General features: G+C 62.6%; 28 protein-coding genes. 15 read left to right on the top strand and 13 right to left on the bottom strand.

Annotated features, from left to right (window positions below):
* A partial coding sequence (locus tag ACP7D4_RS17455; protein WP_426210378.1) for an IS66 family transposase occupies window positions 1-240 on the top strand: 240 nt, incomplete at its 5' end.
* A gap of 254 nt (window positions 241-494) precedes the next feature.
* Entirely contained in the window at window positions 495-2,714 is a 2,220-nt protein-coding gene (locus ACP7D4_RS17460; protein WP_426107870.1) for a hypothetical protein, read from the top strand.
* Window positions 2,715-2,858: 144 nt separating this feature from the next.
* On the opposite strand, the gene ACP7D4_RS17465 is transcribed toward ACP7D4_RS17460, so the two are convergent.
* From ACP7D4_RS17465 to ACP7D4_RS17475, 3 genes are all read right to left on the bottom strand, one after another.
* Complete coding sequence (locus tag ACP7D4_RS17465; RefSeq protein WP_426210380.1) at window positions 2,859-3,662, bottom strand: Crp/Fnr family transcriptional regulator; 804 nt, start codon at window positions 3,660-3,662, stop codon at window positions 2,859-2,861.
* A 228-nt stretch (window positions 3,663-3,890) separates the two neighbouring features.
* Entirely contained in the window at window positions 3,891-4,076 is a 186-nt protein-coding gene (locus ACP7D4_RS17470; RefSeq protein WP_426107872.1) for a hypothetical protein, read from the bottom strand.
* 33 nt (window positions 4,077-4,109) lie between these two features.
* Window positions 4,110-4,937 (bottom strand): phytanoyl-CoA dioxygenase family protein, encoded by an 828-nt coding sequence (locus tag ACP7D4_RS17475; protein WP_426210381.1) that lies wholly within the window; start codon window positions 4,935-4,937, stop codon window positions 4,110-4,112.
* Between the two features lie 77 nt (window positions 4,938-5,014).
* Here ACP7D4_RS17475 and ACP7D4_RS17480 point away from each other — a divergent pair, with 77 nt between their 5' ends.
* Both ACP7D4_RS17480 and ACP7D4_RS17485 read left to right on the top strand, forming a co-directional pair.
* Window positions 5,015-5,371, top strand: a complete 357-nt coding sequence (locus ACP7D4_RS17480) for a hypothetical protein (RefSeq protein WP_426107874.1) — start codon at window positions 5,015-5,017, stop codon at window positions 5,369-5,371.
* Window positions 5,372-5,410: 39 nt separating this feature from the next.
* Entirely contained in the window at window positions 5,411-5,836 is a 426-nt protein-coding gene (locus tag ACP7D4_RS17485) for a hypothetical protein (RefSeq protein ID WP_426210383.1), read from the top strand.
* A gap of 18 nt (window positions 5,837-5,854) precedes the next feature.
* Here the strand turns inward: ACP7D4_RS17485 and ACP7D4_RS17490 are convergent, their stop codons facing one another.
* Entirely contained in the window at window positions 5,855-7,210 is a 1,356-nt protein-coding gene (locus ACP7D4_RS17490) for an NAD(P)/FAD-dependent oxidoreductase (RefSeq protein WP_426210385.1), read from the bottom strand.
* Between the two features lie 86 nt (window positions 7,211-7,296).
* On the opposite strand from ACP7D4_RS17490, the gene ACP7D4_RS17495 reads away from it, so the two are divergent.
* Entirely contained in the window at window positions 7,297-8,247 is a 951-nt protein-coding gene (locus tag ACP7D4_RS17495) for a LysR family transcriptional regulator (protein WP_426107877.1), read from the top strand.
* Between the two features lie 192 nt (window positions 8,248-8,439).
* Entirely contained in the window at window positions 8,440-10,209 is a 1,770-nt protein-coding gene (locus tag ACP7D4_RS17500; protein ID WP_426107878.1) for a M4 family metallopeptidase, read from the top strand.
* A gap of 129 nt (window positions 10,210-10,338) precedes the next feature.
* Here the strand turns inward: ACP7D4_RS17500 and ACP7D4_RS17505 are convergent, their stop codons facing one another.
* From ACP7D4_RS17505 to ACP7D4_RS17525, 5 genes are all read right to left on the bottom strand, one after another.
* Window positions 10,339-11,058 (bottom strand): M23 family metallopeptidase, encoded by a 720-nt coding sequence (locus ACP7D4_RS17505; protein WP_426107879.1) that lies wholly within the window; start codon window positions 11,056-11,058, stop codon window positions 10,339-10,341.
* Between the two features lie 46 nt (window positions 11,059-11,104).
* On the bottom strand, window positions 11,105-12,136 hold the full coding sequence (locus ACP7D4_RS17510; RefSeq protein ID WP_426210387.1) for a L,D-transpeptidase family protein: 1,032 nt from the start codon (window positions 12,134-12,136) through the stop codon (window positions 11,105-11,107).
* A 132-nt stretch (window positions 12,137-12,268) separates the two neighbouring features.
* Entirely contained in the window at window positions 12,269-13,996 is a 1,728-nt protein-coding gene (locus tag ACP7D4_RS17515) for a methyl-accepting chemotaxis protein (protein ID WP_426210388.1), read from the bottom strand.
* A gap of 59 nt (window positions 13,997-14,055) precedes the next feature.
* Complete coding sequence (locus ACP7D4_RS17520; RefSeq protein WP_426107882.1) at window positions 14,056-14,529, bottom strand: chemotaxis protein CheW; 474 nt, start codon at window positions 14,527-14,529, stop codon at window positions 14,056-14,058.
* Between the two features lie 228 nt (window positions 14,530-14,757).
* On the bottom strand, window positions 14,758-15,660 hold the full coding sequence (locus ACP7D4_RS17525; protein ID WP_426107883.1) for an alpha/beta hydrolase: 903 nt from the start codon (window positions 15,658-15,660) through the stop codon (window positions 14,758-14,760).
* Between the two features lie 153 nt (window positions 15,661-15,813).
* Between ACP7D4_RS17525 and ACP7D4_RS17530 the strand changes: the two genes are divergently transcribed.
* The 3 genes from ACP7D4_RS17530 (at window position 15,814) to ACP7D4_RS17540 (ending at window position 16,658) form a co-directional block, all read left to right on the top strand.
* On the top strand, window positions 15,814-16,071 hold the full coding sequence (locus ACP7D4_RS17530; RefSeq protein ID WP_426107884.1) for a hypothetical protein: 258 nt from the start codon (window positions 15,814-15,816) through the stop codon (window positions 16,069-16,071).
* Window positions 16,072-16,121: 50 nt separating this feature from the next.
* A complete protein-coding gene (locus tag ACP7D4_RS17535; RefSeq protein ID WP_426107885.1) occupies window positions 16,122-16,304 on the top strand; it encodes a hypothetical protein in 183 nt (60 codons plus the stop codon).
* A gap of 147 nt (window positions 16,305-16,451) precedes the next feature.
* Window positions 16,452-16,658: a hypothetical protein gene (locus ACP7D4_RS17540; protein ID WP_426210390.1), complete on the top strand. Its 207-nt coding sequence runs from the start codon at window positions 16,452-16,454 to the stop codon at window positions 16,656-16,658.
* Between the two features lie 48 nt (window positions 16,659-16,706).
* Here ACP7D4_RS17540 and ACP7D4_RS17545 read toward each other — a convergent pair whose 3' ends face one another.
* A complete protein-coding gene (locus ACP7D4_RS17545) occupies window positions 16,707-16,994 on the bottom strand; it encodes a hypothetical protein (RefSeq protein ID WP_426107887.1) in 288 nt (95 codons plus the stop codon).
* 214 nt (window positions 16,995-17,208) lie between these two features.
* Here ACP7D4_RS17545 and ACP7D4_RS17550 point away from each other — a divergent pair, with 214 nt between their 5' ends.
* Entirely contained in the window at window positions 17,209-17,346 is a 138-nt protein-coding gene (locus ACP7D4_RS17550) for a hypothetical protein (RefSeq protein ID WP_426210392.1), read from the top strand.
* Window positions 17,347-17,439: 93 nt separating this feature from the next.
* Window positions 17,440-17,814, top strand: coding sequence for a hypothetical protein (locus ACP7D4_RS17555; RefSeq protein ID WP_426106515.1), 375 nt, complete (start codon window positions 17,440-17,442; stop codon window positions 17,812-17,814).
* A gap of 145 nt (window positions 17,815-17,959) precedes the next feature.
* Here the strand turns inward: ACP7D4_RS17555 and ACP7D4_RS17560 are convergent, their stop codons facing one another.
* The 3 genes from ACP7D4_RS17560 to ACP7D4_RS17570 form a co-directional block, all read right to left on the bottom strand.
* Window positions 17,960-18,151: a hypothetical protein gene (locus ACP7D4_RS17560; RefSeq protein WP_426106514.1), complete on the bottom strand. Its 192-nt coding sequence runs from the start codon at window positions 18,149-18,151 to the stop codon at window positions 17,960-17,962.
* A 100-nt stretch (window positions 18,152-18,251) separates the two neighbouring features.
* Window positions 18,252-21,137 (bottom strand): bifunctional diguanylate cyclase/phosphodiesterase, encoded by a 2,886-nt coding sequence (locus ACP7D4_RS17565; RefSeq protein WP_426210394.1) that lies wholly within the window; start codon window positions 21,135-21,137, stop codon window positions 18,252-18,254.
* 115 nt (window positions 21,138-21,252) lie between these two features.
* Window positions 21,253-22,059: a transferase spermidine synthase gene (locus tag ACP7D4_RS17570; RefSeq protein WP_426106511.1), complete on the bottom strand. Its 807-nt coding sequence runs from the start codon at window positions 22,057-22,059 to the stop codon at window positions 21,253-21,255.
* A 131-nt stretch (window positions 22,060-22,190) separates the two neighbouring features.
* Between ACP7D4_RS17570 and ACP7D4_RS17575 the strand changes: the two genes are divergently transcribed.
* From ACP7D4_RS17575 to ACP7D4_RS17590, 4 genes are all read left to right on the top strand, one after another.
* Window positions 22,191-22,469 carry a hypothetical protein gene (locus ACP7D4_RS17575; RefSeq protein WP_426106509.1) on the top strand — a complete coding sequence of 93 codons (279 nt, stop codon included), beginning with the start codon at window positions 22,191-22,193 and terminating at the stop codon, window positions 22,467-22,469.
* Between the two features lie 12 nt (window positions 22,470-22,481).
* Window positions 22,482-23,648 carry a GGDEF domain-containing protein gene (locus ACP7D4_RS17580; protein WP_426210397.1) on the top strand — a complete coding sequence of 389 codons (1,167 nt, stop codon included), beginning with the start codon at window positions 22,482-22,484 and terminating at the stop codon, window positions 23,646-23,648.
* 113 nt (window positions 23,649-23,761) lie between these two features.
* Complete coding sequence (locus tag ACP7D4_RS17585) at window positions 23,762-25,219, top strand: Ppx/GppA phosphatase family protein (RefSeq protein WP_426106523.1); 1,458 nt, start codon at window positions 23,762-23,764, stop codon at window positions 25,217-25,219.
* A 168-nt stretch (window positions 25,220-25,387) separates the two neighbouring features.
* Window positions 25,388-25,996: a hypothetical protein gene (locus tag ACP7D4_RS17590; protein ID WP_426210399.1), complete on the top strand. Its 609-nt coding sequence runs from the start codon at window positions 25,388-25,390 to the stop codon at window positions 25,994-25,996.
* The last annotated feature ends 97 nt before the right edge of the window (window positions 25,997-26,093 follow it).

Here is a 26,093-nt window from a genome sequence, read left to right on the forward strand (position 1 = left end):
GATGCCATCCTGCTGTTCATTCGCGATCTCGCCGTCCCGTTCACCAACAACGTGGCTGAACGCGCCGTGCGCATGCCCAAGGTGAAGCAAAAGATTTCAGGCTGCTTCCGCACCGTCGAAGGCGCTGAAAATTTCTGCGTCATTCGCTCCTGCCTCGATACGCTGCGAAAGCAGGGCCACGGCATGCTGGAGGTGCTGCAACGCGCCTTCGCCGGTAATCCTATCCAGCCCACTGCATAGGCGCTGAACAGTCACCTATTTTGCTTGTTGAAAATATACGTTCTTTATCACTGCAATACCCTGCGTCCGATCGCGTACTCGCGCTGTGCGCGTTTTGCGGAGTGACCGCAAGGGGGCGGCAGCGGCCGAGATCGGACCGCACTGCAGCCGTCGGGTACAATCGGTGGTTGTCGGCCAAAAGCAGACGATCAAAGGCAGTGCGCCGGATGACTGTAAACTAAAGTTTGCTTTTCCTTTGGTCAATGGAAGGGTAAATGGCTGCATCAGCGCTGGCGAGGACTGAACATGAATACTTGTTCAGTGTGCCTGCCGAGCTTTGTAAAGAATTTCGACGCGACGAAAATATTAAGGAAGATTGGATGGCATTTGACGAGCTCCCGCCGCGATTTGGCTTGCAGGATATTGGAAAAGTTTCGGGAGCAACTCCGCCGCCTTCTTATCCGCCTGAACGTTCCGACGTCTTGACTGAAATCGTTCTCGGCATACTCGGCCGGTATCGGGTGACTCTCGATACGCAAAGTTTTCCGGCAACGCTATATGCCGAGTCGCTGATGTATATGATCTACTGGTTTCATCGCCTGCGTGACCCGATTCGCAAGAATTGCATCGAAGTTGACATCGCCAGATATCTGAGCATCGAGCCCCGATCCAAAGTGATCGCCGCACTGCTATCCGATCAAGAGCTCAAGACGCGAGCGAAGGACCGAATTGAACAGGGCACGCTAGTTCGCAGAACTGTCGACGTCCTTGTAATGCGCGAAGGGCCGAGCGGAAAGGAATTTCTGATCCTTGACCGGGCCTTTTTTCCCACAGGCATGGCACTGCCAGGCGGGTTGCTCCGGGACGAAGACGAGCTGAACGACACTGGAATCCCCGGCAACATTTTTGCTGCGTTAAGGATTACCGCATCCAAGGTGCTGCGAGCTACCGCCATCCATTATGGAACCGCGGAACGCAACGGACGAAAGTACTATTTTTCTGCGACCGATGCTGGCAAAGAAGCCCGAGTTTATATGGACCGGACCATATCGCACGGATTCCGCGATCACCTCAAGGACATTACCGCCCCGTCGGACCCGCGCCATATCGTCGACACAATCGGCCTACTCGTCGAGATCCCGGATACGGACGGGGTTCAGGGCCGATGGATCGCTGAGAGCTTGGTTACCACACCTAACACGAAAAACGGCACATTCGCTTTTGGACATCACAAGCAAATTGTTGCCGCGCTCCTCGCAAAGAATTTCACGAAGACCGAAGGCGTTTCCCATCATGAATGGATCCGGAAAACGGTAACTAATCCGTTGGACGTTTACCGTGGTATCAGGGCGCGGTTCAGCCAGAATAATGACAGGGCGGACACGCCGATCATAGAGTTATTGCCGGTCGTCGACTATGTCCGCAGCCAGATGATTTCCCCAACGGTCGATGAAACCTGCCGCGGCAATGCGGCATTATTGATCATGCGAGACCAGGTGCTGCACAAGCTTCATCACGTCACGATCGAGAATGGACCGATGTGTCCGTATGCTCCGACCTTGCGCGTCTTATTTGAAGCTGTAGGCTTCTTTGACGTGGTATGGCGTACCAGAAAAAATCTGAGCACGCACTTTCAGAAGAATTACTGGTACCGCTACGAAAGCCTGATGAGCCGAATCCCGGAAGCAATCATCATTCCGACGTTCGATAACGTCTCTGCGACGGACTTCTTGAAGGTTCGGGGCACCGCTATCTATTTCGTCGGATTGTCGACCGAGCCCGTGTATGTGGATGAGTTCTGGCAATCTCCGCTTGAATTTCTCATCCATGACCTGAACCACGCATGGAAGATGCTCGATATGGATGACAGATTTTTGCAAGCACATCCGGACAAGAGCAGGGATGAAATCATGGAGGCGTCCAATCGCTTTATTCGGGACTATCTTGCGAAGATCGCCATTCAAAAATCCGATACGGAGTTGCAGAAAGAGATCAAGAAACTCAAGAAAATCTTGCTATTCGAAGTCGGCCACGAAGATGGGCGACCGCTACTGCCAAGCATTATCACCGAGACGCTGCTGGAAGCCGAGGGATACGAGTTTCCGGACAAGGTCGTTCGCTACGATGACGATAAAAGCCAGGCATATTTGGAGAGACGCATCATAGGTGGTATTACTACGCTTTCCTATGTGCGACACAAATTGCAACACGGTTTCTTCGACCAGACCGACTCGCAGAATATTCAGATCGTCAGCCCGAAATTTCGCTCGGTAGGATGGATCGTGACTGCGGCTGTTGAATTGCTGGGGGAAATGCAGGCAGCGATCCCTCCAGAAGTTCAGGCCGAGGGCTTGACGCAGTACCTGACGCGGCAAGCGTGCTCAAGGGGCCCAACGATTCTTCATGCGCCCGAAAACTTAGATCCGGTGATTGAGAACTATGGCGATGGAACGATGCTCGACACCAGCACCGAAGTTGCCATCGATGAGTGTTAGGGGGCGAACGGTGACATGAGTTCGGTGGACATTGCTGAGCATGTAAACGTTTGTACGTGGGCGACTGTAGGTTGCAGAACCTCCGGTATGGGGCGCGGCCACTGGCACGTCGACTGACTGTGCTGCTGCGCAATCGCCCCGATCTTACTGGTGGCTGCGCATCAGATCAAACCCCACCCGGCTCGCCTTGTAGCAAGCACCGGCGCACACTTCCAGACCCGCACGGTCAAGAATGGCAACCGTCCCGCGCCGATACTGGATCAAGCCTTCCGCCTGCAGTTTGCCGGCAGCGAGCGTGATGCTTTCGCGCCGCACGCCGAGCATGGTCGCCATGGTTTCCTGCGTAACCTTCAGTTCGCTCGACAGCGAGCGGTCCAGCCGTTCGAGCAACCAGCGGCACAGCTTTTGTTCAAGCGTCGAATGGCGCGTGCCCACCACATTTTGCGCCAGCTGCACGAACATCGCGAAGGTATAGCGCATCATCAGCTGGGCAAACGGCCCGCCTTCGTTGAACAGGTTGCGCAGCGCATCGGTGCGCAGACGGTAGCCGTAACCCGCAGCCTGCACCACGGCCGAGCAGCTCGCCCGTTCATTGGCATACATCGCCACCCCGACCACGCCTTCGCGGCCAACCACGGCGATTTCGGTCGTGGCGCCGTCTTCCATCACGTAATGCAGCGCGACGATCGCATTGGTCGGGAAGTAGGCGTAGTCGAATTTGCTGCCAAATTCGTACAAGTAGTCGCCTTTTTTCAGCGGCACCAGCTCCAGGTTAGGGAACAGGCGCTCAAGATCGACCCGGCCCAGTGCCCTGAGCAATTCGTTCTGCTGCGCGCCGGTGAGGCTGACCGGGGCGCACGCCAGTTCGCTGCGCGCGCCAAGGACAATGTCGCGCACGGCTGCGGCAGGAACGTTGACGGAAGGGCGGATCGATTGCGGCTGGTACATGGGTGGCCTCTTTAAGTGTATGGCTGCGTCGTGCGCTGCAATCGTTGCTGCGCGCTTCATCTGGGTAGAACTTTATATGGTTGAGCAGCCGCAGTCATCGGACCAACCGACGCGGGAATGTAGGGCACAAGAAAATAAACGTGTCGTCTAATTCCTACGTGACAGGTTTTAGTTGGCTAAGCGGAAATAAAACGGCCGCGAACGCAGCCGGGAGACGTGCTTGAAAGGTCAATTGCTGGCGCGCCGGCGGGCAGGGCGCGTCAGTACGCGCAGCGCCACCGCAAAGTCGATCCCGCGCGAGCGCAGGTACAAGGCGGCCGCGTGGGTGTCGAGCACGGCCTGCACATTGAGCGCCTGCTCGACTCGCTTGGCCGACTTGTAATCGGGACGGGGGAGGTGGTGGTGATCATCCATGGGCTGTCTCCTTCGGGAAAAATATAGCATGCATCAGCCTTTCGCTCCCATCAACAGGCCTTGTATCGTGTGCGCCTGCACCAGTGGCTGCAGGGTGTCGACTATGCGGCAGTGCAGATGATCGCGCAGCGCGGCGGGCAATTTGTCGTTGTAAGCGCGCGTGAGCTGCAGGTCGTGGCGTTCGGCGTTGCGCCCGTCAGGCCCGTCCACGCCCAGCACATACGCCGGGCGCGCCTGCTGCGAGACATTGGCCGTGCCGCGGTGAATCGTCAGGGCCGAGCGGGCCGAGATGTCGCCCATCTGCGGACGCTTGCGCACGCGCCGCTGCTCGTAGCGCTCCCACGCGGCAAGCGGGGGGAACATTGGGTCGCCCGGCCAGTCATCCCATTGGGTGCCGGGCGCGATTTCGAGCGGACCCATATCGTCTTGCACGTCGACGGTCGTGATGTTGAAGGCGAGTGAATTGAGGCGCCGCCCGATCAACGTTTCGGGCGGGGTCGAAAAGTCGCGGTGCCACGGCTGGCGCATAGCGCCCGGGCCGGGGATGTCGAAGCCTGCTTCAACAATCTGGTAGTGCGGCCCCAGCACGGCGCTGCAGACGGCGTGCACCCACGGGTGGGCGGCAATGGCGGCAAAGCCGGACAGGCGTTCGGGATGAATCTCGACGTAGTAGCGGTTGGGACCGCGTTCAAGTGCGCCGCCGGGGCGGCTGCGCGCTTCGGCGAACAGCACCGCGATCTCGTCGCCCAGTTGGTCGATAAATGCCCGTGAAAAGGCGCCCTGGCAGGCGATGATGCCGTCGCCGTACAGCCCGCCCATGATGGCGGCCACATCGTATTGTTCAGAAGCGATAGGAAGCATGCAATCATAGACAGTGCAATTTCAAGAAAGTTCCCGCTGGCGCTGCTAGTTGCGCTGTCGCTGGTATGCTAGCGGCGATGAACCAGAAAAATGAACAGAAGGTGGGCCGCTTTCCCACCGGCCCGGCCACCATGCGGGCCCAGGTGCTGGCGGTGCTGCTGGCGTCGGACGACATGGCGGGCATGGAAAGCATTTTCGAGAACCGCAAAGTCACCTTGCATACGGTAGTGCGGGCCTTGATGCGGAAATACGGCTGGCCGATCGAGCGGCACGACTTTCCGACCAATACGGCAGACGGGCGTGCGGCCTGGGCGAGCGTGTTTTCGCTGCCGCAGGAAGTGATCGACGCGGCGCTGGCCGGCGGCGGGCGCGACTGGCTCGACGGCGTGCACGCGGCCCGCGGCGCGCGCGCGCGCCGGCCACTGCGGCGCTGAAGCACTGGTCGGGCATGCCTGCTGGTGTATACTTTGCGCATGCTGCACAAGAGAACTCCCACCCATGCCTTTCGCCCCCACGGCACCTTCCTGACCCGGGTTGACGGCCGCCTGATTATTTCAGACGTGACCGGGCCTTGGAACAAGGAACTGGTCCAAGCGTGGGCGCTTGCGGTGCAGCCCGTGGCGATGGGCGTGGGTCCGCATGTCGGGGTCGCCGTCATCCATGGTTCGATGCTGTCCACGCCCGAGGCGCTGCTGGTGCTGCGGCGCTGCGCGGAGCATGCGGCGCGCACGCTGGGTTGCGTGGCGCATGCGATCGTGGCCGACAAGACCGTTGAAGGGCGCGATTTCGTGGAGTCGAGCTTCTTCAAAGCCTACGAGGGAGTGCTGCCGCTGGCCGTGTTTTATACGCTCGACGAGGCGCGCAGCTGGGCTGCCGCGCTGCTGAACGCGGAGCAGTAACCGGAAGCAGATGGCGGGCTAGTGCAGCCTGACCGACGGCGAAATCTTCTCGCCAATCCAGTCCGCCACCGTGCGCGCCGCCATCCTGGCAAAGCCGTGCAACGCCATCAGGTGCTTCCTGTACATCAGCGAATACAGCCAGCGCGCCAGCAGCCCGCCGACCTGGAACTTGCGCCCGCCCACGGTCCCGGCCAGCACCCCGACCGCGGCGAGCGGCCCGAGCGACACCAGTGAACCATAGTCCCGATACGCAAACGCCGCCGTTGAAGCACCGTGCGCCAGTGTTTGTGCCAAGGTTTGTGCCAAGAACATCGCCTGCTGATGCGCCGCCTGCGCGCGCGGCGGCACCGTCCCCTTGACCGGACAGACAAAGCTGGCGCAGTCGCCGATGGCATAGATGGCCGCGTCGTCCATCGACTGCAGCGACGGCCCCACTGCGATCTGGCGCAGGCGGTTGACGGACAGCCCCAGCGTGGCGCACATGGCCGGCGCTTCCACGCCCGCGGCCCACAGTGTGATCGAGGAGGGGAACACGCGCGCTTCGTTGTCGACGACGGCATGCGCCTCCACCCGCTCTACGGTTGTGTCCACGCACACGGTAATTCCCAGCGAGCGCAAATGGCGCGCGGCGCGCTTGGACAGGCGCGGATGCAAGTGCGGCAGCAGCAGCGGGCCGCGTTCGAGGATGCGGATGCGGACATTGCGGACCGGGTCGAGCGCATGCACCTTGTAGCGCGCCAGCGTGCGCGCGCTGTGACTGAGTTCGGCGGCCAGTTCCACGCCCGTGGCGCCGCCGCCGACGATGACGATGTCGAGACCGGCGTCAAGGCCGGGGTAAATGCCGGTGTCAAGGCTGGCGTCCAGGCTGGCGTCGAGCCCGGCCCCGGCCGCGTTGCGGGCGCTGGCCTGAATGCAGCCGTCGATGAAGCGCTGGTGGAACGCTTCTGCCTGCGGCACGTCGTCCAGCGTGAGCACATGCTCGCAGGCACCCGGCACGCCGAAGAAATTGGTGACCGATCCCAGTGCGAGCACCAGCTTGTCGTAGCCGAGCGAGCGGGCCGGCAGCACTTCGACGCCGTCATCGGTCAGCCACGGGGCCAGCGCGATGCGGCGCGCGGCGCGGTCCACGCCGAGCACTTCGCCGCGGTGAAAATCAAAGCCATGCTCGCAGGCCTGCGCCGCGTAGTCGATCTGCGCGGCCTGGGCGTCGCGCTTGCCCGAGGCAACCGTATGCAGCAGCGGCTTCCAGAAGTGGGCCGGCCAGCGGTCCACCAGCACAATGCGCGCCGTGCCGGCCTTGCCCATGCTGTCTCCAAGGCGCGTCGCCAGTTCCAGCCCACCGGCCCCACCACCGACAATGACGATCGTTTGCATATGTGTTCCTCCAATGACTGTTAATATAAATCGTATCTTGTTAAAAGAAAAATCAGACTTTTTTAATAATCAATAAGGAAAACCTTATGTATCACGCCAGCTTCCGCCAGCTCCAGTCGCTCGTTCTCGTGGCCCGCCTGGAGAGCGTGTCCAAGGCGGCCGAGGCGCTGCACGTGACCCAGCCGGCGGTGTCGCTGCAGCTGCGCACCTTGGAAGACATCGCCGGCACCGCGCTCACGCGCAAGGTCGGGCGCAGCATCCAGCTGACCGCCGCCGGCGAAGTGATGGCCGCGTTTTCAGAGCGCATCCTGCACCTGTGGGAGCAGGCCGGCGACGAGCTGGCCGCGCTCAATGGCATCAGCAGCGGCACGCTGCGCATTGGCGTGGTGACCACGGCCGAACACTTGCTGCCGCCGCTGCTGGTGCCGTTTACGATGGCGCGTCCCGACGTGCGCCTCAAGCTGCAGGTGGGGAACCGGGTCGAGATCGTCAACATGCTGGCGCGCCAGGAAATCGACCTGGCCATCATGGGCACGCCGCCGCGCGAGTTTCGCACCAACGCGGCCCGCTTCGCACGCCATCCGATGGGCTTTGTCGCCAGCCCCGCCCATCCCCTGATGCGCAAGAAAAAAGTGACGCTGGCCGACGTCTCGGGCGCCAACCTGCTGGTGCGCGAGCGCGGCTCGGGCACCCGCACGGCGGTGGAAAAACTGTTCAAGGAGGGCGGCCATCCGCTTAATTTCGGCTCCGAAGTCTCGTCCAACGAGGCGATCAAGCGCATGGTGTCGGCCGGGCTGGGGCTGGGCTTTTTGTCGGTGCACGCGTGCGCACTGGAGTTCCAGGCGGGCCTGATCGGCCTGCTGCCGATGGCGGGCAATCCCGTGGAAGCGGACTGGCACGTGATGCACCTGGCCGGCCACCCGATCCCCAAAGTGGCGGCGGCATTCCAGGATTTTGTCATCGACCAGGGCCAGGCGCTGGTGCAGCGCGAACTGGAAGGGTTTTACAAGCGCGCGCCAGGCATCCGCAAAGCTTGAAAAGTTCCCCTTATTTGCCGGCCACTTGATCCAGCGCGAAGTTTTCAATCTCGAACGCCAGGACGATGACAAGCCGATAATCAGGATCGGCAAGTCTTTGCGTTGCTGCAAAAACCCCGGCTGCATCTCCCCCAATATTGACATTGCTCAGTCCGTTTGTAGCGATGACATTTTCTTATTGGAGAGAACGAGATGAAGATCCGCAAAACTTCGCTGGCCGCTTTACTGGGGGCACTACCTTTGCTGGCGCTGGCCTCGGCCAACGCCGCCGTGCCCCTGATGAACGGCCCGGCGGTGCAGTCGCCGCAAGCCCTGTCGACCCTGATCGGCGAACTGGGCGCGCGGCGCGCGCAGCGCGGCCTGGACGGCGACCACCAGTTCGCCGTCGCCAGCCAGCACCCCGGTCCCAGCGGCACCCAGGTGGTGCGCGCCGATCACACCTACAAGGGCGTGCGCGTGTTCGGTTCCGAGTCGGTCGTCGTGAGCGACAGCAGCGGCAAGATCTTGTCGGAGTCGGTGGCCGAACGGCGCCAGGGGCTGGGCAAGGCGCCGGGTCCCAAACCTGCCGGATCAGGCACGCCGCCCGCGTTTCACGTCAAGCCATCGATCACGCCCCAGCAAGCGATCGAGACGGCGGTCAAGTCGGTCGCTGCCGGCGGGGTGGCGGTCGCGCCACCGCGCGCCGAGCTGATCATTTACCCGATCGTCAAGACCGAGCGCCTGCCTTCCGCCGTCAACAAGCCGGAAGAAGAATTGAATGCGCTGGACGTGGCCGACGTTGTCGAGTCGCATGAACTGGCCTATCACGTGCGCACCCGCATGCGCCTGAACCGGCAGCCGCTGTACCACGACACCATCGTCAGCGCCAGCACCGGGCGCATTATCGACCAGTGGAGCATGCTGCAAACCGCCATTGGCAGCGGCAAGAGCCAGTACAACGGCGTAGTCCCGCTGAGCACGACGCCGGACGGAAAAAATTTCAAGATGCTCGACCCGCTGCGCGGCACCGGCGGCCAGTTTGGCGCGATGGCCATTACCAACGCCGATCACGGCACCGATGCCGGCGAGATTTTTATCCACACCAGCAACGACTGGGGCGACGGCTTGCAGTACAAAGCGGGCGGCAGCACCACCGACGCCAACGGCCAGACCGCGGCAGTGAACGCCATGTGGGGGTTGATGAATACCTATGACATGCTGAAAAACGTGCTTGGCTGGCATTCGCTGGACGGGCAAAACACGGCCAGCTACATCGCCGCGCACGTCAACACCGCTTACGACAATGCCTACTACAGCGACACCTGCAAGTGCATGTTCATCGGCGACGGTTCCTCGTTCACCAGCCTGGGCTCGATCGACGTGGTGGGGCACGAAATGGGACATGGCGTGACGGCGGCCACCTCGAACCTGTTGTATTTCGGCGAGTCGGGCGGGCTGAACGAATCGAGTTCGGACATTTCGGGCGAAGTGGTCGAAGCCTACGCGCGCGCGGGCGGCAGCGGCGACCAGATTCCGGACGTGGGCAATGACTGGGTGATGGGCAAGGAAATCAGCAAGAATGGGACGCCGCTGCGCTGGATGTACAAGCCGGGCAAGGATGGCAGTAGTCCGGACGCCTGGACCAGTTCGCTCAAGCGGCTCGACGTGCACTACAGCAGCGGGCCGAACAACCGCATGTTTTACTTTTTGGCGCAAGGATCGAAGGCCGAGAAAGAGAGCGATTACTACAGCAAATACCTGGTCAAGAAGCCGACGGCGATGAGCGGGATCGGCACCGACAAGGCGTACAAGATCTGGTTCAAGGCCGCCACCACCAAGTTCACGGCGGTCACCAACTACAAGGACGCGCGCGCCAAGATGATCGCCTCGGCCCAGGAACTGTACGGCATGAGCAGCAAGGAAGCGCTCGCCGTCCAGCGCGCCTACGCCGCCATCAACGTGGGCGCCGACGTGGATGAATAATTGCTAAAAATCCACCCCGGGGTCAGATACCCATTACGACACGAGCCCATCCGCTTTCGCTGATGGGCTCGTGTCGTAATGGGTATCTGACCCCGGGTGAGGCGGTGATTTTTTTGTGGCCGCCAGGTCTTAGTCAGCCATCATGGGGTAGGGATTTAATGGCGTGCCTTTCCACCATTGCTTTTCGGGCGTGAGCTCGAAGACGGCGAAGTGCAGGTGCGGTGCGTTGGCGGCGGAATTGCCGGTCACGCCGACGTAGCCAATCAGCTCGCCACGCTTGATCGGCGCGCCTTCCTTCAAGCCTTCGGCATACTTGTCGAGGTGGGCGTAGTAGTAAGCGAGCTTGTCGGTCGCGTCGAACTGATACACCGTCAGGCCGCCGGCCTTGCTTTCGAACAGCTTGGTCACCTTGCCATCGGCCACCGCCAGTACCTTGGTGCCTTTGGGTGCCATGATGTCCAGCGCTTCATGGTGGCGTTCGGTACCGCGCGGCTGGTCGAAATTATCCGACAGCTGCGCCAGTTTCATGCCGTCCACCGGAATGAGCAGCTTGTTGGCGCTCGCTGCTGCCGAGCTCGCAGCCGATGCTGTCAAGGCCGCTTCGGCAGCCGTTTGCACGGGGCGCAGCGGCAAGTCCGCTTCGCTCAAGTCGGTCGGCACGATCGGGGCCGGCGGCAGGCTGCCCGGCGCAATGACGGCGCCGGGGACAAGCGGAGCGCTGACCACGGCCGGGCAGGGCGCCACGGCCACGACCGGCTGGGCGTCCACGTGGCCCACCTGGCGCAGATAAACAAATAAACCGCCCGCGCCCAACAGCAAGCCGGCCAAAAACGTCAATAACCATTTCATGGAAGTGTTCCTTCTCTCGTTTTACGCAGTAAATTTCAAATAGCAATTATTCTTGCAACAGCACTTCGGTGCCGGGACCGACCGACGCCGTCACCGTTTGCACATCCCAGTTGGTCAGGCGAATGCAGCCGTGCGACTGGGTCTTGCCGATCGAGCCGGGCACCGGGGTGCCGTGGATGCCGTAGTGCGGCTTGGACAGGTCGATCCAGGCCACGCCGACCGGGTTGTTCGGGCCGGATGGAATGGTCGCTTTCTTTTCGCCGGCGTCCGCATCCCAGAACAGTTTCGGGTTGTAGTGAAATTTTGGATTTTTCGACACGCCGTTCACTTTCCAGGTGCCGATCGGCAGCGGGTCTTTGTCGGTACCGGACGAGGACGGGAACTGGGCGATCAATTTTCCGCTCGCGTCGAGCAGGGCGAGCGTGCGGTCCGACTTGTCGACGACAATCTTGCCCGCCTTGGGCAGCGGTTCGGTATCGAGCACGTTGGGGACCAGGATTTGCTCGCCGACCTTGGTCAGGTCCTTGTCCGGGTTCAGCTTTTGCAGCAGCTTGGTGCTGGCGTGGAATTTTTCGCCCAGGCCTTCGAGCGCGCTGGCATAGCCCAGCGTGGGCAACTTGGCTTTGGCGGCCATGTCTTCGGGAATCGGGGTGAACGGACCGGCGACGTCGACATCGGCCAGTGTGTAAGTGGCCAGCGCCGGCGCCGGGTCGGCATTGAGCGCGGTCCAGGTGGCCGCGTCAAGCGTGCCAGTTTCCTTGATGGCATTTTTGCGCTGGAAGCCAACGAGTGCCATTTTCAGGTTGGAACCGGCGGCGCCATCGATCTCGCCCGACGCGAAGTGGGCGCGGTCCAGCAGCACTTGGGCGCGCAGGATTGTTGCGCTGTCCGGCTTGCCGTCGGTGGGCGCGCCCTTGCCGGCGGCGTTGACCGTTTCCGCGTTCAGTACGGTTGGCGCGAGTGCGGTTGGGGCGGGCGCGCTCTTGGCAACGGTGGTCTTGGCCGGGGCTGCCTGGGCAGGCGCCAGGGCTGCGCCGGCGAGGCAGGCGGCGATCATGCATAACGATGGATGTTTCAATTTAAGCCCCTTAAAAAACTGTCAGATGCCCGAGACTAGTTCCTGAGAGATATACCAGTCTGTGCGGAAGCGCACAAAAAAACAGGCCAAGGGGGTTGCAAGCGGCCGGGCGTCGAAATCAAACCAGGCCGATCAGAACTCTTCCCAGTCCTCTGCCGCGCTGTTCGACAGCGCGGGCCGGCGCGCGGCCGGCGTGGCGGGCGCGAGCGCAGCCTTAGTTGGGTTCGGTGCAGCGCCCGGTGCAGGGCGGGCCACGAGACGCCCCGCCGGACTCTTGCGCATAGGCGCGCGCGCGGCCGGCGCCGCCGTGTCGTAGCCCAGCTTGAAGACGCTCACTACCTCGGCCAGCGCGGCTGCCTGGTCCTGCAATGAACCGGCCGCGGCCGCGGCTTGTTCCACCAGCGCCGCATTTTGCTGGGTTACTTCATCCATCTGGGCAATGGCCGAATTGATCTGCTCGATGCCCATGGTCTGTTCCATGCTTGCCGAAGCGATCTCGGACATGATGTCGGTTACGCGGGTGATCGACTGCACGATGTCGGCCATCGTCACGCCGGCCTGGTCGACCAGCTTGCCGCCGGCGTCGACCTTGTCGACCGAATCGTTGATCAAGGTCTTGATTTCCTTGGCCGCCGCCGCCGAGCGCTGGGCCAGGTTGCGCACCTCGGTGGCGACAACGGCAAAGCCGCGGCCCTGCTCGCCGGCGCGCGCCGCTTCCACCGCCGCGTTAAGCGCCAAGATGTTGGTCTGGAACGCGATGCCATCGATCACGCCGATGATGTCCACAATTTTCTTGGACGATGCGTTGATCGAGGCCATCGTGTCGACCACTTCGGCCACCACGCTGCCGCCCTTGAGCGCCACTTCCGAGGCCGACACGGCCAGTTGGTTGGCCTGGCGCGCATTGTCCGCATTTTGCTTGACGGTGCTGGTCAGCTCTTCCATGGAAGAGGCAGTTTCTTCCAGCGAGCTGGCCTGTTCTTCGGTGCGCGAGGACAAGTCCAGGTTGCCGGCGGCGATCTGGTTGGAGGCGGTAGCGATGGTGTCGGTGCCGCTACGCACCTCACCGACAATCTTGACGAGCGATTTGCGCATCGCTTCCATCGCAAACAGAAGGCTGCTCTGGTCGCCGTTGCCGGTGTGAATAGGGTTTGACAGTTCGCCGGCGGCAATCGCGCCCGCCGCTTCGACCGCATACGCCGGCTCGCCGCCCAGCTGGCGCGTCAGCACCCTGGTAATCCACAGGCCAAGGCCGATGCTCGCGCCCACGCTAACCAGGACCAGCACGATCATCAGGGTGCGCGTGTCGGTGTACTCCTGGTCGGAGGCCGCGGCCGACTCGGCCGCGATTTTTTCCTTGGTCACGCCAATCTGGGTCAGCTTGTCGTCGGCATAGTTCACTATTTTGGACAACGGGCCAAGTGCGTACGTTATTGCGGCCGCCTTCTCTTCCGGGCGCTCGCCGGCGGCCAGCTTGATCACCTGTTGGCGTCCCGCCTCGTAGTCGGCCAGGCCCTTGTCCAGCTCCACGAACAATGTTTTTGCTTCGGCGCTGCGAAACAGCGGGCGCGCGACGGCGATCCGCTCCAGCATGGTCTTGCGTGCTTCATCGGCAACGCGCGCGTACTTGGCTTTGTCTTCGGCGCTGCTTGTCAGCAGCATGTTACGCATGGCGCGCGTCATGTAAATCAAGTTAATGTTGGCTTCCTTGCTCGCCGAAATGCCCAGCAAGTCGTCCGAATACGCCTGCCTGGCCTGTGCATTCATTCTCGCCATGCTGGCAATGCCAATTACGGCCACGACGGCCCCCAGAAGTACCACCAGCAAAAAGCCGGACAGCAGACGGGTTCGTACGGTCATATTGTTAAACATAGCGTTTCCTTTGTAGCTTCGAATAGATGCATTAATTTGGCAAAAAATCAGGCAGCCAGCTTGCGCGTCAGGCCAATGTCGTCACTGCCCATCAGCTTGTCGATGTCAATCAGGATCAGCATGCGCCCGTCGATCGTGCCCATTCCGATCAGGTAGTCGGCGCCGATCGCGCTGCCCAGTTGCGGGGCGGGGCGGATCTGCTCGGGGGCGAGCGTGGTCACGTCCGAGACGCTGTCAACCACTATGCCCATCACGCTGCCGCCGATATTGAGCACGATGACAATGGTAAATTCGTCGTAAGTGGGTGTGCCTAGGCCAAAGCGGATGCGCATGTCGATTACCGGGACGATCACGCCGCGCAAATTGACGACGCCTTTAAAATAATCCGGCGCGTTGGCCAGGGTGGTGACCGCTTCGTAGCCGCGTATTTCCTGAACTTTCAGGATGTCGAGTCCGTATTCTTCCTGACCCATGGTAAAGGCGAGAAATTCAGCGCCTGCAGCCGTGTCGAGTTGATGCATGGTGTTCCTTTTGCTGCACATGCAGCGTGTTGCGTTTGTCCAAGGCGAGGCTGGGGCGCTAGGCGGCTGGAATGCCAAAAAACCGTTGGCTGGCGGGGAATGGGCCAGCGCTGCGCGCAAGGTAAGCGTAGGTTGAAAGTTGACGCGTAAATCGACGATACCAGAAGTGGGAAGCTATCCAGTGTCGCTTGTTGCATGCACGCAACAAGAATTTTCCTTGGAAGATGGTTATCTGACTATGCCTAGGGCATTTTTGATTTCTGGCAGGATCAGTTCCCACGCAGGAGAAATGGCGGCGATTTCATCGTAATGGCTGGCGTTTGGCAGGATCAGCACGCTGGCGCTGTCGCCGGCGGCTTGGGCCCGCGCCGCGTAGGCGTAGGCTACGCGAGGCGGCGAAATGGTGTCGAGCGCCCCCGTGATCAGCAGCGTGCGGCTGCCGTTGGGCATCAGCTCGGCAGCATTGGTGTCGACGAACGCGTTCGGGCGGGTAGCGCTGGGCAAGCCGGTCAGTTGCACCAGGTCGAGCCCGCAACTCGACTTGATCAGCGCTTGTTCATGGCGCAGGTCGGCCAGGCCTCCCAGGCTGATGATGCTGCGCACCGGCAGCGGCTTGGCTTGGAACAGGGGACTGGACGGGGCAATCTTTGCGCGCGCGCCGATCCATTGCACCAGCTGCCCACCCGCCGAGTGGCCCATGGCGACGATGCGCGCAGTGTCGAGCTGGTAGCGCCGGGCCTCGCTTGCCAGCTTGTCGAGCGCGGCGTTCATGTCCAGATAGGTGCCGGGGTAGCCGCCACCGTCTTCGTCAACCCGGCGGTATTCCACGTTCCATACTGCAATACCGCGCGCGGCTAGCGCCCCGGCCACATTGTGCATTTGCGTGATGCCCCCGTATTTGACCGTCCAGCAGCCACCATGCACCAGCACCACGACAGGGAATGGGCCTGGACCGGCCGGGCGGAACAATTCGGCAAACTGTGAAGGCGCGCTGCCATAGGTGATGGTGGCGGTGGGCGCGGGGCCAGACAGCGCCAAGTAATCGGCCAGCGTCATCGGGGCGGCGGCGGCGCCGGCCGCAAACAGGGCGGGTACGAGCGAAGCGATCCGGGAGCGAATGCGAAACGTCATGGGGGCGGGTGCGGGAAGTTGAGTTGTCAGACTATACCGAGTTTTGCTGCGGCAAGGCAACAGCGCCAGGCGGGACGGCCCGCGCACGATTGAAGCACCGTACGGAAGTTTCACTTTTTCCATGATAGTCTGCGAAAAACAAGTGAGAAACATATGCAAATTACAACGGAAGAGTACAAGGGTTTCACCATTGCCGTGACACCGCTCAAGGATTGCGGCGACATGTGGGACTTCGAGTATCGCATCAGCAAAACGGTCGACGGCGGCAAGGATGGCGACCCGGCGGCGACGATCACCCGGTCGCAGACGGCGGGCGGGCATGCCACCGCCGACATTGCCTGCGTGGCGGGCGTGGAAGTGGCGCGCACCGAGGTCGACAACTTGCTGGCTTTGTCGCGCCGGGCGCCTTAACCCACCCATTCAAACTGTTTTTTAACTTCACTTCACTCAAGGAGCACACCATGACGCAATCTAAAACGAACGAAACGCAAAACCAGCAGTCCGATCACAAGTCGGAGGCAGACGTCGCCAAGGAAAATGCCGGTAAGAGCACCGACAAGAGCAGTCACGAGCACATGTCGCGCCAAAAGGCCGGCGAAGAGGGCGGTGCCGGCGGCGGCGCCAAGCAAAAACAGAAACACTGATGCCGCAGCGGCCCAGCGGGGCCGTCATTGCCACGTGCCTGCAGGGCGCGCGGTAATCCAGCCAAGAGGGTCGCGACGCGTTTGGTGACGTCCGTCGCCGCAAACGTCGCAGCCAATCTTGCAACAAAGTACGCAGAAAGGCACATCATGGTTACGCAAGCAACAAGCCCTGGCGCCGCGCGCGCCCATTCCACGCCCGACCCGGACGCGCCGGCGGTGCCCGAACCAAAACCACCCCCGGTGCCGGAGGATGTGCCCCCGCCAGTCAATGCGCCGGTCGAGGAACCGCGCGCGCCCCAGACACCGCTCAAGGTAGCGCTGAGGGCCTCGCTGCGGGCCTCGCTGCGGGCCTGAGCAGGACGGCTTGCTTAGCGCCTTGCTTACCCTCCTCGTTCACTTTCCTTAGTTTCCCTCTGGCGGGGCCGGATCGAGCGCGTCGAGGTTGTCGGCTGGTTCGTCGCGCTGAAGCGAGGCGTCATGCTCGCGCCGTTCGCGTCCCGCGCCAACCGCGTCGCGTCCTGCGGCATCGTCTTCGGCCGATTGCTGACCCGAAGGCGGCAGCGGGGGGATTTCGCGGATCATTTGTTCAGTTTCTAGCTGTCCCGGCGTTTTTTCGCCGCTGCCGATGTCAGCTTCGTCGGAAAGGGCGTGGGCAGTGGCCGGGTCGGGGAAGGGTTTGGTGTTGGGCATGATAGGCTCCGTGGTCAAGCGTGCGTGGTCGGTCGGTGTGGTGATCCTAGCAGCCCGACCAAGCCGCCGGCGCGCAATAGCGCCACCAGCAAAATAGCAACATACGTTGCTTTATGGCTACAAAGTCGTGGAATAATTTGCCATTCTCGGCACAAATACTGCATAGTAAAACCGGTCTTCCAACAATCGCTTGTGATCCCTACGGGAGAATATGATGGGCAATTCCTTACACAATAAAATTCCTCTTGGACGAAGCTCGGTATTCGACTCCAGGCCGCTGCAGGCAGCGCTGCTGGTGAGCTGTTTTGTCACCATCGGCCTGTTGTGGATGGTGATTCGCAACTTCAACTGAGCGGCTCGGCGCGCCGCGCGTGTTTTGCGGGTTGCCCGCGGCGGCGCGTGCGGTTACCATGGGGGCCGAAATCTGGCCCCTATGAAAGCTGCAATGAAGAATGTAAAACTGACGACCGACGAATATGATGCGCTCGGCCACATCGAACGTGGCGCTCAGCATGACCGCGTCAACGCCTGCGTCGGGCGCAACGCCAAGCGCCTGTCCGGCCTGAAACTGATCGAATACGCCAAGGATGGCCGGGTAGCACTGACCGAGAACGGGCGCCAGTCGCTGTTCTTGCGCCGCTGCATCAGCGCGCTGCGCGCGCTCACGGCTGACCCGCAAGCAGTGCTCGATGCCGATGTCGGCCTGTTCCTGAGCAAGAAAAGCCACATCGTCGCGCTTGAAGCGGGCGGTTACGCCATTACCGACAAAGGCAGCGAATCGCTGGCCGATATCGAGGCGCAGGACAAGCTGAACAACTGAACCGGTTTTGCAGCAACCTGCAGCAACCTGCAGCAACCTGCAGCAACAAAACGCCGTCAAACAAAAACGGGGTCAGACCACTGGACAGGACTTGTTATCCCATCCGGTGGTCCGACCCCGTTTGCGCATGCGCCGTCATCAGTGATCAGAAGTTGCGGCGGCGTGTCGGGTAGACCAGTGTGCGGATCGCCACTTCAGGCGGCACGTTCATCGCGTTGAGAAATTCGGCAACTTGCTGCAATCCCAGCGTGGGAATCGCGGCAATGGCCTGGTTGACTACGTCGCGTGTGCGAAAGTCGGTGCGCGGGGCGCGCTGCATGGGGGTCGGCTGGTTCATCTGGTTTCTCCTTCGCACTCCGACATTCTCGGATGATTATGGATGATAAGCTATTTCCAAGCTTTCATGTCGAAATAACCACAAAATATGTGTGGCGGATTCACGCGGCGCGCACCGCGCCTGCCGCAGGGTCTGGCGGCAGGCAGGCGCGCTGGCGCAACAGGTGCTCGAAGTGGTCAGCGGCCAGCGGCCGGCTGAAGTAGTAGCCTTGCATTTCGTCACAGCCGTGGCGGCGCAGGTAGTCGAGCTGCTCGGCCGTCTCCACCCCTTCTGCAATCACCGACAATTTTAAATTGTGTGCCAGGGCAATGATTGACGCGACAATCGCCGCGTCGCTGGCGTCGCTCGCGATGTCGGACACGAACGAGCGGTCGATTTTGAGCACGTCGATCGGAAAGCGCGACAGGTACGACAAGCTCGAGTAACCGGTGCCGAAGTCGTCGATCGACAAATTCACGCCCAGCGACTTCATGCCATGCAACACCTCGACGGCGGTCGTGACGTCGCTCATGAACAGGCTTTCAGTCAATTCGATCTCGAGGCAGGCCGCCGCCAGCCCCGTCTGCTCGAGGACGCCCGTAATGTCGGCCAGCAGGTCGGGCGCGGCAAACTGGCGCGCCGACAGGTTCACCGCTACCCGCAGCGCGCCCAGCCCGGCATCTTGCCACTGCTTGTTTTGCCGGCAGGCGGTGCGCATCACCCAGGCGCCGATCGGCACGATCAGGCCGGTTTCCTCGGCCACGGAAATAAAGCGCGACGGCGCCACCACGCCGAGCTCCGGATGCTGCCAGCGGATCAGCGCTTCCATGCCCACGATCTGGCCGCTCGCCAGGTTGACCTGCGGCTGGTAATGCAGCACGAATTCATTGCGTTCGAGCGCATTGCGCAAGGCGCTTTCAATGCGCACCCGTTCCATGGCTTCTTCATTCATGGCCGGCGTATAAAACTGAAAATTATTGCGCCCGAGCTTTTTGGCGCGGTACATGGCAATGTCGGCATGCTCGATCAAGCTGTCGCTGGCGGCGCCGTTCGGCGGATGCACGGCTACGCCAATGCTGCACGTGACGAAAAACTCTTTGGTGCCCAGGATGACCGGCTGGGCGATGGCATCCATCAGGCGCTGCACGATGTCGGGCGCGAGTTGCTCGTCGTCGTGCTCGGCCAGGATGACGACGAATTCGTCGCCCGACAAGCGCGCCACGGTGTCGGTGTCGCGCAGCGCCGAGCGCAGGCGCGCCGCGATCGTCATCAAGAGCACGTCGCCGGCCTTGTGGCCCATGCTGTCGTTGACGAACTTGAAGCGGTCCAGATCGACCAGCATGACCCACACCGGACGCGCGCTGCGGGCCGAGTACGCCACTGCCTCGGCCAGGCGGTCTTGCAGCAGGCTGCGATTGGGCAAGCCGGTGAGCACGTCGTGCTGGGCGATATGCCCGATGCGCTGTTCGGTCAGCTTGCGCGCGGTGATGTCGGTCCCGGTGCCGCGGTAGCCGGAAAAGTTACCGCGCTCGTCGAACAACGGTTCGCCGTTCACGCAAAACCAGCGCAATTCGCCGAAATCGTCGCGCGTGGCGTATTCGAGATCTTCGAACGGTTCGTGCGCCATCACTTGGGCGATGTGGGCCTGGCCCCAGGCGCTCGCTTGCATGCCTTCCACCGCTTCCCAGCGCGTGCGCCCGATCAGCCGCTCCGGCGGCATGCCGCCTTTTTCATCGATGCCGCCGGTGATGTTGACGAAACGCAGCTCGGCATCCTGCTCCCAATACCAGTCGGACGACATGGCCACCAGCTGGCGAAAGCGCTGTTCGCTCAGCTGCAGCGCGTGCTCGGCGCGCCCGCGCGCGGCGACGTCGTCGATCAGGCGCTGGTTCGACAGTTTCAGGTCGGCCGTGCGCTCGTTGACCAGGCGTTGCACGCGGCGCGAGCGCTGCACCAGCGTTTGCACGAAGGCCGTCATCAACAGCGAAAACAGGATCCCGCCCAGCAGGCAGGACAGCGAACCGATGTGGTCCGGCAGCAGCGCGCGCTCGGCCTGGCCGACGATCACGTGCCACGGCTGGCCGGCGATGTCGCGCGTGTGCTGCACGCTGATGCGGGTGTCGGGCGCGAGCCAGCGTTCCAGGCGCGAACCGGCCAGCGCCGGCGGCGGCGCCGCCGGCGCGCCGGCGCTGGCGTACACCAGGCGCGCGGGATCGGCGCGCGCGCCCACGTACACCCACATCTGCACGCTTGGATCGGTTTGCAACTTGCCGCCGTCGAGAATTTTCTGCACCAGCGCGCCGGCCCGGATGATAGCTGCCGTGTCACCCACCCGCGCGGCGCGCCGCTGCGCGGCCGTGGCCAGCGGCGCGCCGGCTCGGTAGACCGGCATGATCACTTGGAAGCCGCCGTTGCTGCGCGTGTCCTGCGCCAGGCTGATCAGATCGGTGGAAGCGGCCCGGCCGCTGACCGTGGCGCGCTCGAGGGCCGCCATCACGCGCGTGTTGGGCGCGACGTCCAGCCCGAACGCCGCTTCGTTGCCGGCCATCGGTTCGAGGTAGTCGACAATGCTGTAAAAAGCGCGCGCCGGCGCGACGCTGCGGTGCCCGCCGACCATCTCGGTGATGCGCACGCCCGGGACGATCGCCGCCAGTTCAGCCTCGACCGAGACGCGCTCGGCGGCACCTACCCGCCTGTGAAAATTGAAGGCCTGGATGAAAGGATAGCGCGCCAGCAGCGGCGTGGTGAAGTCATGGAATTGATCGCGCGTCACCGGCTGCACCGCGCCGAAGAGCTGGTTGGTGACGGTAAGCACTTCGACCGCCTCGTCCAGGCCCTGGTGGATCGCCGCCACGCGCACGCCGGCGCGCTGCTGGAAGGCGAGCGCGACCTTGCCCGACTCGAGCCGGCCGACCGCCACCGACACGGCCAACGTGGCGGCCAAAGCGCCGCCCAGGGTCAGGGCTGCCGCAACGGCAAGCGAGAGGTGCAGGCGACGACGCGGCATGTCCTAGTGTCCTAACGGTGGCGTGGCGTGGCGGCGCGGCTGCGCCGTTCTTGCGTGCGCCGCCAGTGTGTCATAGAACCATGCAATCGGGCAAATGCATTGCGGAACGGCAATGCTAATTCCGGGATTTTGTTGCCTTTTGGATGGCATCACGGTGCGCTAGCCAGAGCACCACTGCTTGCGCCAGCATCGCATGGAACAGGCCGAGGCCAAAGCGCAAGCCTCGAGCGTCAGCGCGCGCCACCCAGCGTTGCACCCGCAGCGCGCGCGGCGCGTGCGCTCCGATGCCGGCCTTGACCGCGAACAGGATGCGGTTGTTGCCGGCGGCGCGCGCAAGGCAGCACACGCGCGCGTCGAACATCAGCGACAGGCGCGCGCGCATGCGCGGGTAGTGCGGGTCATAGCTGAAGATGTTTGCCACCAGCACGCCGCCATCGGCCAGCGCGCGCCGGCAATCGCCGTAAAAACGGGCGCTGCCGAGGGCGGGCGGCAGGCCGGTGCGCTCGAAGCCGTCTACCACCAGCACGTCGGCGCTGCCGGCAAAACGCGCCAGCCAGTCGGCGGCGTCGGCATGCACCACGCGCAGGCGCGCGTCGTCGGGCGGTACGGCAAACTGCGCGCGCAGGGCGATGACGTCGGCGCGCGATTCGATGACGGTGATGGCTGCGTCGGGAAAATGGCGATGGCAAAACTTCACCAGCGAGCCGCCGCCTAAGCCCACCATGATGATGTGGCGCGGGCGCGGCACGAATAGCGCAAAGCACATGATGGCGCGGCAATAGGCCAGCACCAGGCGCGTGGGGTCCGACAGCCGCATTGCGCTTTGCACCTCGCCCGGCGCAAAGGCCAGCGTGCGGAAGTCGCCCTCGGTGCTGACCAGCGGCGCGGGGCAGGGCGGCAAGGGAGCGGGGCGTGGCGGCATGGCGGCGTGGACCTGGTGGTGTTGTGGGCAAGTTGCCCAGGGCAAGTATATCCCGGCGCGCCGCGCACGCCCTGCTTGTTGCGCGGCACCGGTTTCTGATAAGCTGATCCTGATCCCCATGAAAGGCGCCCATGTTCCTCGACCACCCGACCATCACCGCCACCAACAGCCAGACCGAACCGGACCGGATCGAGCGCCTGACCCGGGTCTACGGCTACGCGGTGGCGCTGGCCGACGCGCACGGCGTGGGCGAGGGCTTCATTGAAAAATTCAGCCAGCTGCATGACCACAAGGGCACGCTGATCGTGTTCTGGAGCGGCGAGCCGACCGAGATCGAGCGCGCTTTTTTTGCGCGCGCATGGGCCAGCAAAATCGGCGACGGCAGCACCAATGTTGAACACGAAACCTGAGCGCAGCGGCGCATGATCGATATCACCACCCTGGTTTTTGCGCTGGCGCTGGGCAATATCACGCTGTGCGGGGCCTTGTTCTTTTACCAGTACGAGAGCGGCAAGTCGCCGTCGCTGTCGATCTGGAGCATTTCCAAGCAATGCCAGGCTGCAGCCTGGCTGCTACTGTATTTTCGCGGCAACGGCGTGGTGCCCGACCCGGTGTCGATTCCCATCGGCTACGCGGTGCTGTTCGTCGGGGTCGCACTCGAGTCGGGCGCGCTGTGGGAAGGTGCGGGCAAGCTCGGCTGGCGGCGCCTGACCTATCCGCTGCTGGCGCTGGCAATCCTGGCGTTTTTCGCCTGTTATTACATCGATCAAATCGGCATGCGGGTGGTGGCCAGTTCCCTCATTTTAGGCGCTTGCTACCTGTCGGGCGCGGCCGCGCTGGCCACCGGCTGGCGCAACGGCTCCATGCTGCGCCGTTTCCTGGTGGTCGCCACTGTCTTGCTGGCGCTGCTGGTGGCCGCACGCGCGGTGCTGGTGCTGACCATGCCCGGCGGCTGGGGCTGGCTTAGCAATGGCTTGCTGCAAACGCTGTCCTCGGGCGCCTTTTATATCCTGATGCTGCTGGGCGGCTTTGGCTTTTTGCTGCTTTCGCGCGAGCAGTTGCAGCAAGAATTGGCGCGCCTGGAATTGGTCGACCCGCTCACCGACGTGCCGAACCGGCGCGGCTTTTTCGATAAACTGGCGCCCTGGATGGCGCTGGCGCGCCGCCCGGGCGTGCCCACCGCGCTGGTGCTGATCGACCTGGACCAGTTCAAGCGCGTCAACGACAGCTATGGCCACCCGGCCGGCGACGCGGTGCTGCGCGAAGTGATCGACGTGTGCAAAAAGCAGCTGCGCGACAGCGACCAGCTCGGGCGTCTGGTGGGCGTCGAATTTGCGTTGCTGCTGCCGCGCACGGGCGTGGCCGAAGCGCTGCTGGTGGCCGAGCGCATGCGCGCCGCCGTCGCCGGCGGGGCCATCAAAACCGAACGCGCGATGATCACCCTGACCGCCAGTTTCGGCGTGACCGTGATCCGACCCGACGACAATACCGTCAGCCTGTTCAAGCGCGCCGACGAAGCGCTGCGCCAGGCCAAGCAGCAGGGCCGCAACAGCGTGGTCGAAGCAGCGCCGGCGGCGCTGCCGGCCTGATGCATGCTGCCGGCCGGTCGCGTCACACGCCGGTCATCCGGACCCGGTAGAGTGGGCAGACGCCCTCCACCGGAATGCCTCCCATGAATATGCTACTTGATGAAGAGGCTACGATGTACGCCGCAGTTGATTTAGGTTCTAACAGTTTTCGCCTGCATATCGGCAAACACGAGGGCGACGCCATCCGTGTCCTCAAAAGCATGCGCGAACCAATCCGCCTGGCCGCAGGACTGGACGCCCAGGGCAACCTGACCGAAGCTGCCAGGCAGTCGGCGCTGGCGTGCCTGCACAATTTTGCCGCCGTGCTATCCGGTTACCGGCTCGATGCGGTGCGCGTGGTGGCCACGTCCACGCTGCGCATCGCCAGAAACAGCGCCGCCTTTTTGCCGCTTGCCGAGCAAGCCATCGGCTACCCGATCGAAATCATTTCGGGCGAGGAGGAAGGGCGCCTGATCTACATGGGCGTGGCCAATTCGCTCGCCGCCCCAGCCGAAAGGCGCCTGGTGATCGACATCGGCGGCGGCTCGACCGAACTGATACTGGGGCGCGGGCCGGACATCGAGCGGGTCGAATCGTTCAGCATCGGCACGGTCAAGCAAAGCCTGTCGTTTTTCGTCGGCGGGCGCATCGACGCGGCTTCCTATGAAGCGGCGATCCTGTCGGCGCGCAGCCATTTCGAGGACGCCGCGCCGTTCTATGAGCAGCTCCACTGGGACGCGGCCTACGGTTCGTCCGGCACGGCGCGCGCGATTGCCGACATCATCGCCAGGAACAAGCTGGGCGACGCGCGCCTGTCGGCGCTCTCTCTGGAAGCGCTCAAGCAGCGCTTCATCGGCTTTGGACAGGTGGCCAACATCGACATGGCCGGCCTGCGGCCCGAGCGCGCCGGCACCATCATCGGCGGTCTGGCGATCTTGATCGCGCTGGTGCGCGAGCTCGACATCGAAGCCGTGCAGCCGATCGAAGCCGGTTTGCGCATGGGCGTGATGTGGGACTTGTATCTGCGTTCGATGCAGCGCGACCGGCGCGAGCAGTCGGTGGCCGCACTGGCGTCCAAGTTCCACGTCGACCAGGAGCGCGCCGCGCGCGTGGCGCAGCAGGCCGGCGTGCTGTACGCCCAGCTTAAGCCGGCCGGCGAGAGCTGCCTGCGCCCGCTGCAGTGGAGCGCGATGCTGCATGAAATCGGGCTGGCGCTGTCGCAGACGGGCTATCACAAGCATGCCGCCTACATGGTCGAAAACGCCGACTTGCCGGGCTTTACCACGCGCGAGCAAAAACTGATGGGCAGGCTGGTGCTGGCCCAGAAGGGCAATTTGCGCAAGGTGGCCGATGCGCTGTCGGAGGCCGATTTCGCCAAGGCGGTGCTGGCGCTGCGCATGGCGATCTTGCTCATGCATGCGCGCATGGAAACCTCGGGCGCGGAACTGAAGCTGCGCATGAAGCACAAGATCGAACTGGAGATCAAGCGCGACTGGGTGGCCAGCCATCCGACGCTCTCGTTCTGGATCGAAAAAGAGCAGGAATGCTGGGATGAAGTGGGCGTCGACTTCAGCGTGCGCCGGGTAGCGTAATCCGCCCGGCGCGCGTGCTCGGTATGATCTGGATCAATAATTGTCGCTGGTCAAGCAATCGATGCTGGGCATACCATGCCGACTTGGCGTACTGTTTGCCAAGCGGCTCGCTTCACAATAGAAGCTAAATGATATATATTGTTTTAACGATTAAACAATGGAGTTGCCATGGCTAAGTCCCCAACCGCAAAAACCAACGGCCACGCAGTCGCCGCCCTGAAACCGGCAGCGCCAAAAAAGCCTGCCGCCAACCCGGCAGCGGCCAAGCTGCCGGTCAAGGCTGCGGCAAAAAAAGCAGCCGCCAAGCCAGTTGAAAAGCTGGCCGTCAAGCCGGCCGCCAAGCCAGCCGTGAAAACAGCAGCGCCCAAGCCAGCCGTCAAGGCAGCAGCCAAGCCTGCGCCAGAAAAAATGGCCGTCAAGCCGGCAGCGAAAAGCGCTTCCAAGCCTGCGCTGAAAAAGAGCGCGGCGCCCAAAGCGGTCGCGAAAGCAGCGCCAAAAGCGCCGGCCCGAGCGCCAGCGGCCGCCGCGCCCGAGCTGCCCAAGGAGAGCAAAGAGAGCAAGGCCAAGCTGGTGCGCGACAGCTTCACCATGCCCGAGCAGGAATACGCGGTGCTGGGACAAGTGAAAAAAGCCTGCATCAAGGCGGGATTTGAAATCAAGAAGAGTGAATTGCTGCGCATCGGCGTAGCGCTCATCAGCCAGCTCGATCTGGCAACCCTGCAACGGGTACTGGCCAGCCTGCCGCAACTGAAAACGGGACGCCCTAAAAGCGAATAAGACCGAATACGGGTGATCGCACATGGTTTGGGTGCGGCCTTTGCAGCTTGCTATACAACGGCGCCGCCGATCGGGATCATCTGATCGGCTGCCGGCG

Origin of the sequence: Massilia sp. TWP1-3-3, assembly GCF_049897805.1 — a bacterium.
Taxonomy (GTDB): domain Bacteria; phylum Pseudomonadota; class Gammaproteobacteria; order Burkholderiales; family Burkholderiaceae_D; genus Telluria_A.